This window comes from Bradyrhizobium sp. CCGUVB4N (genome assembly GCF_024199945.1).
Taxonomy (GTDB): Bacteria; Pseudomonadota; Alphaproteobacteria; order Rhizobiales; family Xanthobacteraceae; genus Bradyrhizobium.
In genome coordinates this window covers 1,742,330-1,759,746 of the sequence record NZ_JANADP010000001.1, presented here as the reverse complement: position 1 = coordinate 1,759,746, position 17,417 = coordinate 1,742,330, and the positions used below count along the sequence as shown (strand labels likewise).

At 59.6% G+C, this 17,417-nt stretch carries 14 protein-coding genes and 4 pseudogenes; 5 read left to right on the top strand and 13 right to left on the bottom strand.

All coding sequences use genetic code 11. The features are described from left to right. Positions 1-53: 53 nt before the first annotated feature. Both NLM31_RS07940 and NLM31_RS07935 read right to left on the bottom strand, forming a co-directional pair. Positions 54-452, bottom strand: a pseudogene (locus NLM31_RS07940) (transposase); the annotation flags it as partial. 71 nt (positions 453-523) lie between these two features. Beyond that, complete coding sequence (locus NLM31_RS07935; protein ID WP_254191958.1) at positions 524-1,588, bottom strand: IS630 family transposase; 1,065 nt, start codon at positions 1,586-1,588, stop codon at positions 524-526. 130 nt (positions 1,589-1,718) lie between these two features. Here NLM31_RS07935 and NLM31_RS07930 point away from each other — a divergent pair, with 130 nt between their 5' ends. The 4 genes and pseudogenes from NLM31_RS07930 to NLM31_RS07915 form a co-directional block, all read left to right on the top strand. Next, on the top strand, positions 1,719-3,155 hold the full coding sequence (locus NLM31_RS07930; protein WP_254191957.1) for an IS701 family transposase: 1,437 nt from the start codon (positions 1,719-1,721) through the stop codon (positions 3,153-3,155). Positions 3,156-3,288: 133 nt separating this feature from the next. Then, positions 3,289-3,795 (top strand): S1/P1 nuclease, encoded by a 507-nt coding sequence (locus tag NLM31_RS07925; RefSeq protein WP_254191956.1) that lies wholly within the window; start codon positions 3,289-3,291, stop codon positions 3,793-3,795. Between the two features lie 123 nt (positions 3,796-3,918). Continuing rightward, positions 3,919-4,701, top strand: coding sequence for an SDR family oxidoreductase (locus NLM31_RS07920; protein WP_254191955.1), 783 nt, complete (start codon positions 3,919-3,921; stop codon positions 4,699-4,701). Between the two features lie 138 nt (positions 4,702-4,839). After that, positions 4,840-4,988 (top strand): annotated as a pseudogene (locus NLM31_RS07915) (TetR/AcrR family transcriptional regulator); the annotation flags it as partial. A gap of 68 nt (positions 4,989-5,056) precedes the next feature. Here the strand turns inward: NLM31_RS07915 and NLM31_RS07910 are convergent. Further along, positions 5,057-5,698 (bottom strand): annotated as a pseudogene (locus NLM31_RS07910) (IS3 family transposase); the annotation flags it as partial. Beyond that, entirely contained in the window at positions 5,695-5,982 is a 288-nt protein-coding gene (locus tag NLM31_RS07905; protein WP_254191954.1) for a transposase, read from the bottom strand. The pseudogene NLM31_RS07910 and the gene NLM31_RS07905, both read right to left, overlap by 4 nt. 144 nt (positions 5,983-6,126) lie before the next feature. Between NLM31_RS07905 and NLM31_RS43345 the strand changes: the two genes are divergently transcribed. Further along, the gene (locus NLM31_RS43345) at positions 6,127-6,330 is read left to right on the top strand and encodes a hypothetical protein (protein ID WP_375167471.1); all 204 of its coding nucleotides are present in this window, start codon (positions 6,127-6,129) and stop codon (positions 6,328-6,330) included. A gap of 584 nt (positions 6,331-6,914) precedes the next feature. Here the strand turns inward: NLM31_RS43345 and NLM31_RS07900 are convergent. From NLM31_RS07900 to NLM31_RS07860, 9 genes and pseudogenes are all read right to left on the bottom strand, one after another. After that, positions 6,915-7,694: an HpcH/HpaI aldolase/citrate lyase family protein gene (locus NLM31_RS07900; RefSeq protein ID WP_254191953.1), complete on the bottom strand. Its 780-nt coding sequence runs from the start codon at positions 7,692-7,694 to the stop codon at positions 6,915-6,917. A gap of 980 nt (positions 7,695-8,674) precedes the next feature. Beyond that, positions 8,675-8,914 (bottom strand): hypothetical protein, encoded by a 240-nt coding sequence (locus NLM31_RS07895; protein ID WP_309143724.1) that lies wholly within the window; start codon positions 8,912-8,914, stop codon positions 8,675-8,677. Between the two features lie 604 nt (positions 8,915-9,518). Continuing rightward, positions 9,519-9,695 carry a hypothetical protein gene (locus tag NLM31_RS43185; protein ID WP_309143677.1) on the bottom strand — a complete coding sequence of 59 codons (177 nt, stop codon included), beginning with the start codon at positions 9,693-9,695 and terminating at the stop codon, positions 9,519-9,521. A gap of 783 nt (positions 9,696-10,478) precedes the next feature. Next, positions 10,479-11,636 carry an alpha-hydroxy acid oxidase gene (locus tag NLM31_RS07885; protein WP_254191951.1) on the bottom strand — a complete coding sequence of 386 codons (1,158 nt, stop codon included), beginning with the start codon at positions 11,634-11,636 and terminating at the stop codon, positions 10,479-10,481. Positions 11,637-12,108: 472 nt separating this feature from the next. Continuing rightward, a complete protein-coding gene (locus NLM31_RS07880; RefSeq protein WP_254191950.1) occupies positions 12,109-13,656 on the bottom strand; it encodes an acetolactate synthase large subunit in 1,548 nt (515 codons plus the stop codon). Between the two features lie 80 nt (positions 13,657-13,736). Continuing rightward, on the bottom strand, positions 13,737-14,282 hold the full coding sequence (locus tag NLM31_RS07875) for a carboxymuconolactone decarboxylase family protein (RefSeq protein WP_254191949.1): 546 nt from the start codon (positions 14,280-14,282) through the stop codon (positions 13,737-13,739). Between the two features lie 7 nt (positions 14,283-14,289). Then, a pseudogene (locus NLM31_RS07870) lies at positions 14,290-14,845 on the bottom strand (peroxiredoxin). 266 nt (positions 14,846-15,111) lie between these two features. Next, on the bottom strand, positions 15,112-16,074 hold the full coding sequence (locus tag NLM31_RS07865) for a D-2-hydroxyacid dehydrogenase (protein WP_254191948.1): 963 nt from the start codon (positions 16,072-16,074) through the stop codon (positions 15,112-15,114). A 176-nt stretch (positions 16,075-16,250) separates the two neighbouring features. Next, positions 16,251-17,306 carry a zinc-binding dehydrogenase gene (locus NLM31_RS07860; RefSeq protein WP_254191947.1) on the bottom strand — a complete coding sequence of 352 codons (1,056 nt, stop codon included), beginning with the start codon at positions 17,304-17,306 and terminating at the stop codon, positions 16,251-16,253. Positions 17,307-17,417 lie beyond the last annotated feature (111 nt).

Below are 17,417 nucleotides of genomic sequence, written 5' to 3'. Positions count from 1 at the left end.
CACAAACGGAGGTCGCACCCTCATGCCGATAACCCTGGACAACGAACATCAGAGTTGGCCGTCTTTCCGAGCGACGAGGCATATTGGGGTGCCACGCCAACCGAGTGAGATCCCTTCTTGGGCAACGCCGTGTCATCGATGACAAGAAACCCCGCCTCATCACCAACCAGGCCATCTGCCTTCTTCAGCAAAACGGCTTCAAGCGAGGCACTGTCCCAAACTCCGGCGGTGACGAAATGATGCAGCTGATCGTAGCCGACTTCGCGAGCGCGCGTCGCCATCGGCTGAATGCTCTTGCGGTCTCCTGGACCAATCAGCCCGGCGATATAGGCTGGACACATCCGCGCTCTAGTCTTGTGCCGTAGCGCCGCGACAAACGGCGCAAGCCAGCGATCGAGATCAGCCTGCCAGTTTACGTCCATTGATCGGCCCTCCATGAGCCGACCTCCCATGAGTCACAGAAAAACTGATTTGGGAATCCCGCGCCGCTAAAAATCTGCCAAGGTAGTGCTAGTATCCGGAATCAGAGCTGAGTGATACGGCGGCCTTTGAAACGGCGTTGACGGACCTTTTTCTTTGTCCAGACGAAGGGCTCGGCTTTTCCGTTGTAGGCGTTGACGTAGGCATCGATGTGATCCTGGAGCTGCTTGAGGCTTGTGAAGGAGGTGCCGCTAAGCGACTGCCCCTGCAAGATCGAGAACCACACCTCGACCTGATTGAGCCAGGACGCGCTCGTGGGCGTGAAATGAAATTTCACGTTGGGATGCGCCTCGAGCCATTCCTCGTTCTTCTTGTGGGTGCTGAGATTGTCGAGAATGACGTGAAGCTGGCGGTTCGGAAATGCTGCGGTCACGCGATCCATGAAGTCGAGAAACTCGACCCGGCGACGTCGTTTCGAATGCGTCGCAAGGATCTTCCCGGTGGCGACTTCCAGCGCTGCAAATAGCGTGGTCGTGCCGTGCCGCTTGTAGTCGTGGCTTTGACCTGTCAGGGATCTGCCGTTCGGCAGTTTCAGATAACCCTGCGCTCGCTCCAAGGCCTGGATCGAGGGCTTCTCGTCCACGCAGAGTACAATGGCCTTCGCGGGCGGGGCGACATAGAGGCCAACGACATCGGCGGCCTTGGCCGCAAAGTTCGGGTCGTTGCTCTCGCACCAGGACTTGCGAGCCACGAGGTCAATCTTGTTGCTGCGCAGGAACCGCCAGACATATTGGACGTCAACATCGCCCAGCGCCTCGGCCAGCAGAGGGCCGGTCCAGCGCGCAAAGCCTTGCGGGGCCGGCTTGTCCAGCAGTTTCAGAATCCGCTTGTCGGTGGCTTTCGTATAGATCGGCTGCTTGCCGGGCCGCGGCCTGTCTTGCAGCCCTTCAAGGCCATGATCGGCATCGCGGTGCCGCCAAAGGCTGACAATCCGCGGCTGCACTCCGACTTCTTTGGCGATCGAGCGGGTGCTGCGCCCGTCCGCAGCCAGCAGAACTATCCGCGCCCGCTTCAAATCGCGCTGCAACGTCACCGGCGAGCGACAACACGCCTCAAGCACCTCGCGGTCTTTCCGCGAAAGGTGGACTTCTCTTGCTTCGGGTATCATCCCGATCTTGAATCACGACTCACCTTCTAAGAAAAGGGGGTACTAGTCGGACTGAGTCACAAAACCGCAGGCTTTGGCCGGCCAGAATCAGCGATGGTTGAGGCATCGACCATCAACCGACGAGGCCGACATGAACGGGCGTGGCACCAAGACCAGCGAAATGCGATTTGCGGCGTATTTGGAAGGGCTTGCCAGCGTCATCGGTCATGCGGATCGGAAGGCGCCACTGCGCGACTATTGCGTCGGCCTGATGGCCTGTGGCGGTCGCAAGAGCGTGGAGCCGATGGCGGCGGTGACGGCTCCGGAACGGACGGCCGCCCAGCATCAATCGCTGCTGCATTTCGTCGGCAGCGGCGCCTGGTCGGATGAGAAGGTGCTGGGCAAGGTACGCGAGATGGTCCTGCCGGCGATTGAACGCCAGGGCCCGATCGAAGCTTGGATCATCGATGACACCGGATTTCCCAAGCAGGGGCGACACTCGGTTGGAGTTGCACGGCAATATTGCGGGCAGCTCGGCAAGCAGGATAATTGCCAGGTGGCGGTGTCACTGTCGATTGCCAACCACCACGCCAGCCTGCCTGTCGCCTATCGCCTTTATCTTCCGAAGGAATGGACTGAGGATTGCGATCGGCGGCGCAAGGTGGGCATTCCTGCCGAAGTCGGCTTCCGGACCAAGCCTGAGATCACGCTGGAGCAGTTGCGGTGGGCCTGTGCGAGCGACCTTCCGCGCGGTGTCGTGCTGATGGACGCGGGCTATGGCAACAACAGCGATCTGCGCACGGAGATCACGGCGCTGGGATTGACCTATGTGGCGGGTCTTCTGTCGAGCACAACGGTATGGGCGCCCGGCACCGGTCCCTTGCCGCCGAAGCCATGGTCGGGCCGCGGTCGTCCCCCGAAACTGATGCGCCGCAACCGTCAGCATCAACCGGCCGCCGTTAAAGCGCTCGCGATCGGCCTGCCGGCCAAAGCTTGGCGCACCATCACGTGGCGGCAAGGAACGAACGAAAAGCTGAGCTCGCGCTTTGCCCGCGTGCGGGTCCGGGCCGCGCACCGTGATTATTGGCAAACCACCCAGCGGTTGGAGGAATGGTTGCTGATTGAATGGCCGAAAGGCGAGGACCAGCCTACCAAATACTGGCTCTCGACATTGCCGGAGGATGTGGCATTCCGGACTCTCGTAGAGACGGCTAAATTGCGCTGGCGCATCGAACGCGACTATCAGGATCTCAAGCAGGAGGTCGGGCTTGGCCACTTCGAGGGACGCGGCTGGCGCGGCTTCCATCATCACGCAACCATGTGCATTGCAGCCTTCGGATTCCTGATCTCCGAGCGGGAGACGATTCCCCCCTCAGGCGCTCGGCGCGCCCGGCCGATCCCGCTCGCTCGTATTCCCGCAGATTACAGACCCCGCGGTTCTGCCGCTACGGACCCAACGTCACATTCCGAATTCGATCACGACGATGCGACGGCGACTCGAACAAGGGCTGGTCCGAACGTTGTCGAGATGTCCTTGCTGTGCAATCAAGTTCGCCCATTCCACAGATCACCGTTTGTGACGCAGTAAGACTAGGAGGTGTTGCGATAATGTTATCCTTTGCTGCGGCCATGATTTTGAAAGCCGGCTCCATATTTGCCAAAGACCCGCCGTTGCCTTCGGCAAGAGCAAGACGATCCACCCCGTATAGGCGTTCGCGGGTATGGTCGAAACGTTTCCCTTCAACTCGGGCCGAGCGATGTCAGAAAAGGAGGTCATGGAGGCTCCACAGTATTCGATTTATAGACCGGTACGGCATCCCGTCATTGCCGAACTGGCCCAGCGGCACTTGAGCACGGCCGCACAAGGCAAGCCTAAGGAGCTGATCCGGGACACCTCTCTCGCCGCCATCTCGAGAGATGACTACAAATTCACGTCGGAGAGAAAGACCAACTATCGATGGCATTTGGTCGATATCGACTTCGAACGTTCAACATACGAAGCCGCACTAGATTGCAAAGATATGAACAACCAGGGCACGTGTATCGTCCAGGGCTTGCCGGCAGCTATTGCGATCCTGAAAGACAAGTCCAGCTCCAAAGGAGACAGGTTGCGTGGGTTGAAACTCGTTGTTCACCTCGCTGGGGACCTGGAACAGCCGCTGCATGCTAGTGAACGTACTGTCGAGGCTGTTCGGAGAAGGCGAGAGTCGGAATCCTGGCATCAATGAAAAAGCTGCGCATCTTTCGCTTCGAAGCAGAATTTCGGCGAGACAATCCCAATATCAGGGAGCTTCTGCCACCAGGGCCGCTAGGGTTTGCGCAAAGCTAAACTTTCAAAAAGGGGCGAATTAATGGATCTTGGGATCAGGGGCCGGCGCGCTATCGTTTGTGCATCGTCCAAGGGATTAGGGCGTGCCTGCGCCATTGCACTTGCCAACGAGGGCGTGGATGTCACGATTACGGCGCGCGGCGCGGAAGCGCTGGCCCAAACGGCGAACGAAATCCGGAAAACCAATCCCAGCGTTACTGTGATAGAGGTCGTCGGCGACATCACGACACCGGCAGGCCGTGACGCGGTACTGAAGGCATGTCCCGAGCCCGACATCCTCATCAACAATGCAAACGGACCGCCGGCCGGAGATTTCCGCCAATGGACCCGCGACGACTGGATCAAGGCGCTGGACGCCAACATGCTCACACCGATCGAAATGATCAAAGCGACTGTCGACGGCATGATGAATCGCAAATTCGGTCGGATCGTCAACATCACGTCTTCTGCTGTGAAAGCGCCAACATCGCGGGATCTCTCTAATGGAGCACGGACCGGGCTCACCGGCTTCGTTGCGGGTGCTGCACGCAGAACGGTGCTCAACAATGTCACCATAAACGGCCTATTGCCTGGGATCTTTGATACGGATCGGCTGCGCGAATCGGAGGTCCTAGCTGAAGCCGAGAAGCGGGGGATCTCCGTCGATGAATTGGTCGCCGAGCACGGGAGGAGCATTCCTGCGGGCCGGGTCGGCGACCCTGCGGAGCTTGGCTTATTCTGCGCATTCCTATGCGGAGCGAACGCCGGCTTTATAACCGGGCAAAATATCCTGCTTGACGGTGGGGCCTTTCCAGGGACGCTGTAAAATCAGGGCATCGGCAGCTAGCCCGGTCGTCAGCTAAGTGTACTCAAGAATCGAAAATGCCAACCGCTGACGTTATAGAGTGCAGTTCTCCAGTGATCTGAAGTTGCAAAGCCGCTGACCAAACGAAATTGATAATGCGTGTCGAGCGACCAGACCCGCTCCGCCATTCTTGCTGCAGCCGAGCTACTTTATGCCGATCGCGGCTTTCGCGACGTTTCGCTGCGCGACATCGTGACGGAGGCCAACGTGAATCTCGCCGCGGTAAGGTATACTTTGGCTCCAAGGACAATTGAAAGATGTCCTCGTATTTGAGCGAGCGCCACAGCCGCTCGATGAACACGTTGTCCATCCAGCGCCCACGACCGTCCATCGAGATCCTGACGCCGGTGGCGGCCAGCGTGCCGGTGAAGGCGGCGCTGGTGAACTGGCTGCCCTGGTCGGTATTGAAGATCTCCGGCCGGCCGAAGCGCGCCAAGGCCTCTTCGAGCGCAGACACGCAGAACGATGTGTCCATCGTGTTCGACAGCCGCCAGGCCAGCACCGCACGGCTCGCCCAATCGATGATCGCCACCAGATACAGAAAGCCCTGGCCGATCGGCAGATAGGTGATATCGGCCGCCCACACTTGATTCGGTCGGTCGATCACCATATGGCGCAGGAGATACGGGAAGATCTTGTGTCCCGGCGCCGGCTTTGTGGTTCTGGGCTTTGGTCCCAGCGCCGCGATGCCCATCTTGCGCATCAACCGCTGCACGCGCTTGCGATTGATGCGACAGCCTTCGCTATTGAGCATCGCCGTCATCCGCCGCGAGCCCAAGAACGGCCAGGCCGTGAACAGCTCGTCGATCCGCCGCATCAGCTCAAGGTCGTTGTCCTTGGCCGGCCGCGGCGGCCGATACACGCTCGATCGCGCAACGCTCAGCAGTTGGCATTGCCGGCGGATCGATAGACCCGCATGATCGCGCTGAAGCAATCCTCGGCGATCCGGCGCGCTCATCTTCCGGACCTCCTGGCTAAGAAATCCCGCTCGACCGTCAATTGTCCGATCTTGGCGTGGAGCTTCTCGACCTCCAGTTCGTGGGCCGCCTCGCCATCCCGACCAGCGCCCGCGTCGAACGCCCGAACCGCTTGATCCTGAAGCTGTTTCTTCAAGGCATAAATCTGGTTCACATGCACCTGGTAGCGCTGCGCCAGATCCGTCACCGTTGATTGTTCTCGCAGCGCCTCCAAGGCGATCTTTGCCTTCAGCGCCGCATCGATTGTCCGTCTCGTCTTCTTCATGGTCCGCTCCGTTTATCAAAACGGAACGGCATCCGCACCACCTAAGCCGCAGGTCCAAAATCCGGGGTCCACTTCACAATCTGATTGCACACCTGTTCGTTGGCCAGAGCTTGCACCTAAGCCGCGAACGCTTGCGCGAATTGCGTGCGCGGAAGAAAAGGCCCGCGGTATCTCATTGACGCCATGAAGCGCGCGCTGTCCGAGCACCGCGAGGTCGAGCTCTATTGGAGCCTGCACTTCGCACTTGCGATGGCGCAGCAAACCCTGCGCGACACCGGGTGGTTGGCAGATTGTCGGAATGCAAATGCTGCCTCGATGACATGGAGGGGATTATTACTGGGGTCGTGAAGGATGATTGTGATGGCGCTAGATACTGGAGCAGCAGAAGAAAACGTCATGGTGCAAAGCGAAGGAAAAATGTCGTCCCTCGCCCCGCTTGGGACAACGCTGTCGCGCGATTAATCCACAAGGTTGCGGAGCATGCCAACTTGTAAGGCGTGAAGCGCGTTGTTTCCGGATGTCAAAAGCCAGAACAACGGACTTTGTAAGGCCGCCCGCCGGTTCCACCAGTTACGCGCAGCTTGGGCCAGTGGCGAGAGCCCCCCGCACGGAGAGCGAATCATTCCCAGCACGTTCCCAGCACATTCTTGACTACAGACTCGCGGGCCTCAGCACTCGATACCATCACCTGTCGGTGTGTGCGGTAAGGGCTGCGGCCTTCACTGGGTCGCTGCCGATACGCTTCAATTTCCCAATTCTCGCGCGCATCTCGGCGAAGCAGAAAGCGCGATCCGCGCGGTGCCGCGCCGGCTTGCGTCTTCTTCAATACGGATTGCGCCGCCCTGCCAAACCATCCGCGTGACAGGCAACTTAGTTTGGTAGCGAACATCGAGTACAATTAGAGATGCCCCTCTCCCCAAAGGCGGAGGAAGTTACGCTCTTCCGCCCGAATCTTTGCGGGTCTGCATGACCTGCATCTTCGCATAGGTCGACATCAGTCCGACTTCGTTGGACAGCGTCACGAGCTTGAAGCCCATGCTGATCGCGCGCAGTGCGCCCTCGGCGCCGCTGCAGTGAATGCCGGGATGGATGTTGCGCTTGGCGCACTCCGTCACGATCTTTTCGTAGATCCTGAGGATCTCAGGCTCCGTGTGATCGAGCTTCGGTTCAAGCCCGTGGGAGAATCCGAGATCAGATGGGCCAACATACACGCCATCGATGCCCTGGACATCGAGGATCGCCTCCATGTTTTCGACCGCGGTCTTGGTCTCGATCATCGGCAGCAGCACGATCTCCTCGTTTGCAGTTTTCTGATAGGTGCCCGGGTTGCCGTAGATGCCGGCCCGGATCGGCCCGTTCGAGCGGCTGCCCACTGGCGGATATTTGGAATAAGAAACAAGATTCTTCGCCTCTTGGGGCGTGTTGACCATCGGGCAGATAACGCCGTAGGCACCACCGTCCAGCGCCTTGCCAATGATGCCCGGCTCGTTCCAAGGCACGCGGACCATCGGCGTGACCGGGTGCCCACCCATGGCCTGGAAGCACTGAACCATTGATAGATAGTCCTGTACGCCGTGTTGCAGGTCGATCGTGACGCTGTCGAAGCCGCATTGCGCGATAACTTCGGCGGTGAAGCCGGACGGTGTCGCAAGCCAGGCGTTCACCACCGCTTTGCCCGAACTCCAGATTTGTTTTACTTTATTGTTGAGCATGGATCGCGTGTCCTCTTGCGGTTCTCCGGATGCGCATGCCTAGCTAACGGACTAGGGATGCTTGCTCGCCGGCGGCCTCACGCGCGGTGGTCACTAATTGATCGGTTGAAGGGCCCGAGGCTCGCTTATCTTCTTCTCTTGCGCGAATGTTACCGAGGCCCCCAGGTCGAAATTTGCTAATGAACGACGGGTAACGCCGAAATTCTGCACCTATCGGGATACGAAGACTTTTTACTTACGCTCTCGCGCTTCGACATCCGATCTGCGGACACGCGGACTGTGGGAGGATCGTTTCGGCTACCCCTTGAATGAGCTTATGCCCGTAGCGCGGTACAGGTGATCCTGCGTCGACGTCTCTTGTATTAAGCTAAGCGGGAGTTGATTTGCTTCGTTGGAGGGTCGGTCAAGCAAATTGGATTGATTTCGAAACTCTGAACCTGCGCTTTGTAAGGAAGCGCTGCTGCTCAGCGACAATGTGAGTTAGTTGAAGCTCAGCAATCTACTCAACTGCATCCTGCGACAGTTTATTATTCTTGCAGAAAACATGCGATGCATGCGCGAAATAGCTGCTAAGCGGCTCAAGAAAACGGTTATTCGATTGTTTGTGCTCGGGTTAGAGAGGACTGAAGCATCACGCGGCAGTCATGTCCTCACAAGCTTTCGTGAGTGATCAATCTACCCATCTTGCGCTTCTTGCCCTTTGGGCGTTTCCTCCCTGACTCGGCCGCGCGAGACATTCGCGCGGCCCTTTTTCGCAATCGACAGAAGTTGCTGACGGATTTGATAGGATCCAACGCGACTTGAACGCAGAGGCGTTTAGCGCGCGGCGCCAGGCTTTGGCGCTATTGATGTTCGCGGGACTAAGTACTACTTGCTTGTTTCGCGCGGTGACTATGCGCCATGTTACTTCGACTGATGGATGGTCTGGAAACAGTGGACGCAGCAAGCCGTGTAGTACTTGTATCGCGGCCGCGCCGACCTTAGTGCCCACGCCCCATCCATGACGGAACCGGGTCGAGTGGCGTACGATAGACCTCCGCATTCTCAGCGCTGGTGACCCGAATGGCGCAGCCCCTGGCCTTGAGTTCCGGATGTACAATAGACAGCTCGGTGGCAAGCTGGTCCGCTCGATCGGCGGCAACCTCGATATTCTCGAGGATGAGGCCACCCTGGTTTTTGTACTCCTCACCAATCACGAGATCAAAAGAATAGTACGGCATCCAAAGGTCCCCCGCCACGGATCGCTCCGTGGTGCGCATCGTTGCCATCCGCTGAGGATTCGCCGGATGGTTTAGCCCGTTCGAAGAGGATCAGGAGCCGCATCGAATATATCAACGTCCTAGTCGGTATTCGGCCAACTCGATCTCTTGGCATTAATACTATCCACCTCGAGCGCCGAAATTCGCTAACGGAGGCGGTTGCATGGACGGAAATCTGCGCAAGCCAGCAGGAACGCAAATGTTTTCCCAAGCATCGGAGAGCCGAGCGAGTGGATTCGACGTTGTGGACAGAGCTGGCACTTTCCACTGCAGGGAAGGCCGCTGTAGCGCGGGATGGGAGGACTAGCGAACATCACAGCCTGGCGCCTACGGCTCTTCAAGACGCTTCCGACCTCTGAGCTTCAACGTTGCAAAGGATAGCTATCTTCAAGGAGCCCGGGAAAAGGTCAACTGCACACTGAGCCTCGACGGAAGATCTGGCCTTCTCGGGCGGAGGATGACCAAACGTCGACGCGCCGACGAATCTAAATCCCGCAGCCCTGCGTGCGGCGAGGCTTAGCGCAGGAAAGCTTCGTATCATTGCATCGATGCCTGTCGGTCTAAATTAGGCGGCCTTGGCCGCCTGAGGCTTCGACTTCTTGACGCAAATCACGCCGCGCGGTCCATCGACGCTGAGCGGCACGGCACCGATGGCGGCGCGGCGCACCACGAGACGTCGATCCGCATATTCGTGAACCGCGTAGCGCCTCGGTCGCGCGATTGTCCCAGATCGCAACGTCACTCGCTTTCCAGCTCCAGCGCACGGTCTTCTTCGGCACCTTGATGTAGGACTGAAGCAGGTCGAACAGCTATTGGCGGATGCTCTTGCAAGCCGACGAAGCGTTGCACGAGATTGCCGAGCACGAGCGTGCGGGGAAAGAGAGACAATGTTTGACGGGGGGCATCCTGTCTTCCTTTCTTTTCATGCAGTTATCGACACGCCCATCTGGTCTACCGCGGAAACACGGTGAAACCTCAAACAGAAGCTGACACGCATTCTGCTAAGTTAAATTGCTGCCTGTTCGTCTCTCCTCGAGCAGACTGGGGATTTCGACCGTTGATCCTCATATTCATAACGCGGTCGATCCCTTGGATTCGGCAGCCCGCCTACCGCGCCTAGATCGACGCATGCTGATGGGGATTGCGGCCTGTGTTACTAGGATTAAACAGTCCGGTCGTGCGATTCGCGCCCGAGCATTGCAGCGGGCAGCGCCTCACAGGCTGCGAACATCCGTGCAAATACGACCCTGGCGATCATTTCGAGCACGTCGAACCGCGACGACCACGCCGGCCCTTGTGGCGCTGCGGACGCTCTCCATACTCTTGCATTTCATGCTTGGCCATACGCTCCGATGAATGGTCACCGACGCCTTCCTTGTAGACCGACACGCGTCGAACTCGCTGATTTTCCCCTTTTCGACCTGGACGATCATAATTGCCAACGGCCCCATCGTGGATGCCTTTCCCCCGCCCTAGGCCCGTTTCGGTCATGTCGCGGTCTCCTCGGGCGGCACCGACAGCATCCTCACAACCCGAATCCGTGGCCAGGCATCTCAATCAGGCTCCGATCCACCTGGCGCAAATCCCTGCAACCGCTCATGCCCATGGCGCCTTCAAGTTCACGCTGCAAGATCCTAATCGTTTGACTCGCACCAGACATTCCGCCGACGGCAGTGCCGTACAGCAGAATTCGGCCAAGCATCACGGCCTTAGCCCCGGCTGCAAGGAGCTTTAAGATGTCGCTGCCTCGCCGGACTCCGCTATCAGCAATTACGACAATCTGCTCGCCAACCGCGTCGGCAATTTCGGCTAGCACCTCGATCGGCGCCACTGCGCTGTCCAAGTTGCGTCCGCCATGATTGGAGACGACAATGCCGTCAGCGCCGCATTTCGCCGCTAAGATTGCGTCATCCACGCGGAGAAGTCCCTTCAGCACGAGGTTGCCTTTCCATAGATCGCGCAAGCGACGAATATCTTCCCAGCCAAAATCAAGGTGGTAGCCCAGGCCCTTACTCTTGAATATGCTGCTGCGATACTCGGCCGGATGGTTCGCGAACGCCGGGACGCGGCCAGTAGCTAGGTAGCGCGCAAAGACGCCGGCTGCCCAGCGCGGATGAAGGGCCACATCGCACACGTTGCGCGGGGAAAATCTGAAGGGCATGCCGAAGCCGTTGCGAGTGTTGTATTCCCGGTTGGAAGCGACGGCATTGTCGCATGTCACAACCAAAGTCCGCACGCCGCTGTCCCATGCCCGCTTGAGAAAGTCTCGCGTGAACTCCTCCTTGTCCCACAGATAGAGCTGCAACCAGACAGGTCCCGCACTCGCCGCCGCAATCTCCTCCACGGCGGTGATCGCATCCGTCGAGGCACAGAACGGCATTCCGTTCGCGCCGGCGGCTTTGGCCAGCTCGATCTCTCCTCGATACCACACCAGGCCAGCAAAAGCGGTTGGAGCCACGATCATCGGCGTCTCGTAAGTTTCGCCGAAGAGCGAAATAGCCTGTGTGCGAGCGCGGCCGCCCGTCAGCACCCGCGGCTTGATCCGCACCGCGTCCAAGGCATTCCGGTTGCGCCTAAGCGCGCTTTCATCTTCGGTGCCCCGGTCGATATATTCGAAGAGACCGTGGGGGAGGCGACGCTTCGCGAGCTCTCGAAGCTCCCTATGATTGAGAAAATCGTGCATGTTGCTTAACTCCGCGACCAATCGATGCGCGCATTGAGTCGTCAAATCGACTCGTCGCCGTGTTCTAATGGGGGTGACAATGCAAACCCCTGTAAGTTACGGGCATGATGCGCAGAAATTCAGCAATCTCCGCGGCTTTAACGCAGATATTGGGAGCCACTCGACAGGCGCGCGTTCGTCCGCGTGTGAATTCAGCGGTCTCGACTCCGGTCGCCTCCTGTAATCGCATTTCGTTTTCTCTGTAAATGCTGAAGAAGCCGCAGCGGTCATTACGGCCTCGGCCAGGCCTGCCGCTCGGAGCCCGTATCAGAAGAAGCCGGTGGCTAAAAGCTCTGCCATCATCTTCGCCTATTGCTCGGCGCACGGTGCCCGCCGATCACTATGGCTCACTCTACGCCGCCGGCTTTCCCCGGCAACACGAACCACTTAAATCATGCGCCTCTCGATGTCGATCGGCCGAAAAGAAAGGCCGTTAAATCTGCACCTCGATTAAGCGCGGGCCCGGCTCACGAGCCGCTTCCTCCAGCGCCTTGTTGAACTCGTCAGCTGTCATCACAGCGCGGCCGGGCACGCCCATGCCGCGCGCCAGCGCCACGAAATCGAGCGTCGGGCGATCAATCTTGAGCATGTCGATCGCGCGCTGGCCCGGCTCGCCGGCGCCGACGCCGTCGAACTCGCCGCGCAGGATCTGATAGGCGCGATTGGCAAAGACGATGGTCACGACATTGAGATTTTCGCGCGCCTGCGTCCACAGCGACTGGATCGTGTACATCGCGCTGCCGTCGCCGACCATGCAGAATACCTTGCGATCCGGGCACGCGACCGCCGCACCGATGGCGACCGGCGTCGAGAAGCCGATCGAGCCGCCCATGTTCTGCAGCCAGTCGTGGGGAGCGGCCGACGTCGTCGGCGGGAAGAAGCCGCGGCCGGTGGTGATGGATTCATCGACCACGATCGCGTTCTCCGGGATGGCGCAGGCAATCGCCTGCGCCATGTTTGCATGGTTGAGCGCGCCGGTCGGCTTGATCAGTTCCTGCCGCTGCTGCGGCTCGACGTCTTTTTCGGTCGCATGCAGCGCGTTGCCAAGCGCTTCGAGCGCTGCGACCGAGTTCTCCCCCCAAGCGGTCATGCGATGCACCTCGCAGCCCTCGGGCTTCAACAGACTCGGCTTGTTGGGATAAGCGAAGAACGCCACCGGATCATCGGCTTCGACCAGCACGATGTGACGGAATTTCTGAAGCATCGGCAGCGCCTGGTCGACGACGTAACGAATGCGCTCGATCGAGAAACGGCCGCGGCCCCGCGCCATCCGGGGAGGGAAGGTCGGGCCTACCACTGTGCAGCCGGTCTTGCCGGCGATCCGCTCAGCCAGCGCCAGGCCCCGCTCGCTCAGTGCGCAGCCGCTGATCAAGAGCAGCGTGTGTTCGGGATCGCCACGCAAAATTTTGGCGGCGATCTCGACCGCCTGTGGCGAGTAGGACGGGCGCTGCGTCTCTAGCGGCCCCTCGGCGATCCCGTCGGCCTCGTTCCAGGCGGTATCGGCGGGCAGGATCAGCGTTGCGATCTGCGGCGGTGGGCTCTTGGCAGCCGCAATCGCAGCCGCGCCGTCGGCAGCGACCGACCGGGCGTCGGGCGAGGTCCGTACCCACTCCGACATCGGCCGGGCCAGGCCTTCGATGTCGGAGGTCAGGGGCGCGTTGTAGCCAATGTGGTAGCCAGCATGCTGGCCGACGATATTGACGATGCCAGAATGCGCTTTCTTGGCGTTGTGCAGGTTGGCAAGACCGTTGGCGAGCCCAGGACCAAGATGCAGAAGCGTCGAGGCCGGTGTTCCCTTCATGCGGAAATAGCCGTCGGCTGCTCCCGTTACCACGCCTTCGAACAGCCCGAGCACGCAGCGCATGCCCGGAACGCGATCCAGCGCCGCGACAAAGTGCATCTCGGAAGTGCCAGGATTGGTGAAGCAGACGTCGACGCCGCCGGCAACCAATGTCCTGACCAGGCTTTCCGCACCGTTCATTCTTTCTACTCCGGTTCGAATGCTCGCTCCGGACCACTTCGTGGTATCCACTGTCGAGCGAATTTGGAAGTCCGGCCGAGCTACTCCGCTGCCACCGGGACTGCTACGCTGTCGGCCTCAATCGCCACCGCCACCGATTGGATGATTGCGGCAAAGCGTACCGCAGTTTGCATTGTGCTTGCCGCAACGCCCGCGTCCTGTAGCACCTTCTCATGCGCATCGATGCAAGCGCCGCAGCCGTTGATCGCGGAAACAGCAAGTGACCACAATTCGAAGTCGGCCTTGTCCACACCGGGATTGCCGATCACGTTCATGCGCAGTCGCGCCGGCATCGTTCCGTACTCCTTGTTCGAGACAAGGTGCACGAAGCGATAGTAGATGTTGTTCATCGCCATCACGGATGCCGCCGCCTTGGCTGCCGCGATCGCCGCTGGCGTCAGCTTTTCGGCTGCGAGCACCTCGAACGCCGACATCACGTGCGGATTGCGGGTGGCGATGGCGCAGACGAGGAACAGACCGTATCGGGCCTGCTCGGCAAGCGATTCGTCGGACACCATGGACGAGAGGTTGAGCCTCACATCCTTGGCGAAGTCCGGAATCAAACCTTTGAGTTCGTCAATCGACATCGGCGCGTCACGCCACCTTCAACGTGGCGCCGCCGACCTCGCGGTTGCACGCGCAGAGCTCGTCGGTCTGCAGCGCATCGAGCACTCGCAGCGTGTCCTTCGGCGTGCGACCGACATTGAGGTTGGTTGCGTAGACGTGCTGGATCGTGTTCTCGGGATCAACGATATAGGTGTAGCGATAAGCAACGCCGTCCGGCGAACGCACACCAAGACCGTCTACAAGGCTACCCTTGGTGTCGGCAAACTGCCAGATCGGCAGCTTGTGCAGATCCTTGTGGTCGCGCCTCCATGCCAGCTTGCAGAACTCATTGTCGGTCGACCCGCCGAGCACCACGGCGTCACGGTCTTCAAAGTCTTTCGACAAGCGCGCGAATTCGGCGATTTCGGTCGGACAAACGAAGGTGAAGTCCTTCGGATAGAAGAAGATAATCTTCCACTTGCCCGGGAAGCTCGTCTCCGTCAGCGTTTCGAACGCTCTCTGTCCTTTTTCTTCCTGGACCTGAAAATCCGGGCTTCACGCCGACGACTTCGAACGATGGCAGCTTGCTTCCAATTCCGAGCACGGTTGTACCTTCTCCAAAGACCCTGATTGTTAGTTCACCTAGATTCCGGCGTCGCGAAAATTGGTTGCCGGCCATGAGACATGTTACGCTTCGATGAGAGTGACGCAAAATCGCGAAGCATTTCGTCAATTTTCCGTTCCATTGCGGAATTCCGACATTGCTCCTTCTTGAAGGCCGTCCAGCCCCTCAAGCCATCGAGATCTGTAAGGATATCGAGAAGCTATTGCGACAGGCTGGCCAGCTCATTTCCGTCTCGCCACGCCGCGTCAGTAGCCCCGTCGCAGATCTACTACGTTCTTCAGCGCCTGCCCCTTCAGGAACCGCTCGATGTTCTCTGCGAAGATTGAGAATACGCGCTCCGTATAGTTTGAGGGACTTCCCGCCACATGCGGTGTGGCAATCACGTTTGGCATGTCCCAGAGAGGACTGTCCTGAGGCAGCGGTTCTCGCTCAAACACGTCCAGCATCGCACCGGCGATGGCACGGGTTTGAAGGGCCTTGATCAGTTCGGCCTCGACGACCACGTTACCCCGCGCGATATTGACAAGAAACGCGTGCGGTCGCATGCACGCGATCTCAGCTGCACCGATGAGACCCACCGTATCAGGCGTCGCCGGCACGGCCAGCACTACAAAATCGCACAGCGGTAGCAGATCGTGGAGCGCATCGGAGGCGAACAGCCGGTCGACACCTTCGACGGAGACGGAAACGTCCCGCTTGGAACCGATAACAGTCATCCCCGCACTCTTTGCGCGCAAGGCGATGGTCGCACCGATGGAGCCCAGGCCGACGACGCCGAGCGTCCTGTCGGCCAATGGAGCTACATAGCGTGGATTCCATTTCCGCTCTGTCTGCTCGCGCAGAAACCTGCGGAAATCCCAATGCAGCATCGTCACGCCGGCCATCACAAAATCCGCGATGACGTCGCCATGAATGCCGCGCGCGTTGGTGACGGTGATATGCCCCACCCTGTCGCGGATTGAAAACAAGGAATCGACACCGGCACCAGTGCACTGGAACCATCGCAGTTTCTTCGCCCGATCGAATACCTCAACTGGAAAGCGAAACGCGAGTAGCGCGTCCGCTTCCTCTATGGACCGCTCGAGGCGGTCCGGATCCGGCGCCACAATCGCTCGAACTTGCGGGAAACGCTCCCCAATAAGTTGCGCAAAGCTTTCGGCGGCTGGATGGTTGAGGACAATCGTAAATGCTGGTTTTTCACCGGCCATTGCTTATTCCCCGTATTGCGACTGTTTTGCCTGAGCCTGACGTTTTCGCAGTCCGTTACTTGCTGATTGCGCTGAATGGGCATTCTGGTCAGCGGCGGAGGGCCATATCGGCGCCCTGCGTCCTCCCTGGTTTAGAGCAATGCCCACAGCCTGCGCCGTTCTTGCAAAGTCTCTTCTTACCCCTGTCCCAGCGTCGGATCTGGGCTGACCTGTACCAGCAACTTGCCGAAATTGTCGCCACGCAGCATCTCGGCGAAAGCGGCTGGGATGGTCTCCAGGCCCTGACGGATGTCCTCGCGGTACTTGATCTTCCCCGTGGCCACCAGGGGTGCGACATGGGCCAGCATCTCGTCGAAGAAATCCGCGGCGAAGTCGCCCACCCAGAGGTCCTTCACGGCTATATTCCGCGCCTTGAAGATCGGCTCTCCCAGCTTCATCAGCGCCGCGCGGCGGTCGACGCCCCCGTCTTCATCGCCATAATGGGCGATGAGGCCGCAGATGGTCATCCGGGCGCCCTGGTTGAACAGCGGCAGCACCGCCTCGAATACCTTGCCGCCCACGTTCTCGAAATAGACGTCGACGCCGGCCGGGCAGGCGGCTGCGAGATCGGCCGGCAGGGTGGGCGAAAGGTGGGAGACGCACGCGTCGAAACCAAGCTCCTCGGTCACGAACTGGCATTTTGCGTCGCGCCCGGCGATCCCAACCACTCGCAAATTGCGCTGCTTGGCGAGCTGCCCGGCAATCTGGCCGACCCCGCCGGACGCCGCCGAGACCAACACCGTCTCGCCCGCCTTGGGCGCGGCCATCAGGTCCATGCCAGCATAGGCGGTTAGTCCCAACATGCCGAGCACGCCCACGGCCTGCGAGATGCGCCCCAGCGACGGATCAAGCTTGCGCGGGACCATGTAGGACGGCCGCCAGGCTCCCTCGCCCATTAGTGCGTACTCGGTCCAGCCGTTGGTGTTGAACACGAAGTCGCCGGCCGCGAAGCCGTCCATCCGGCTCTCGATCACTTGAGAGACGGTACGAGCATGGCAAGGCGCCCCGGCCGGCTCGGTACGCTCGCGCTTGTAGTACCATTGGTAGGGATCGAGGGACACATAGATGGTCCGCGTCAGCGCCTGCCCCGCACCGGGCGTGGGGACTTCGTCCTCCTTCAGCAGGAACGTGTCCTCTTGCGGCCAACTCGGCACGGCCCCGTCCGCCAATGTCCAGTATCGGTTTCTCGTCACCGCCAGCTCCCCTTCCGGGGCACACCTTTGGCGCGGAATTCACTCTCAATCTCCATATTCACCCGCCTCGACGCTGTACTCATCGTGTTGCATTCGATTTGGACGGTTCTC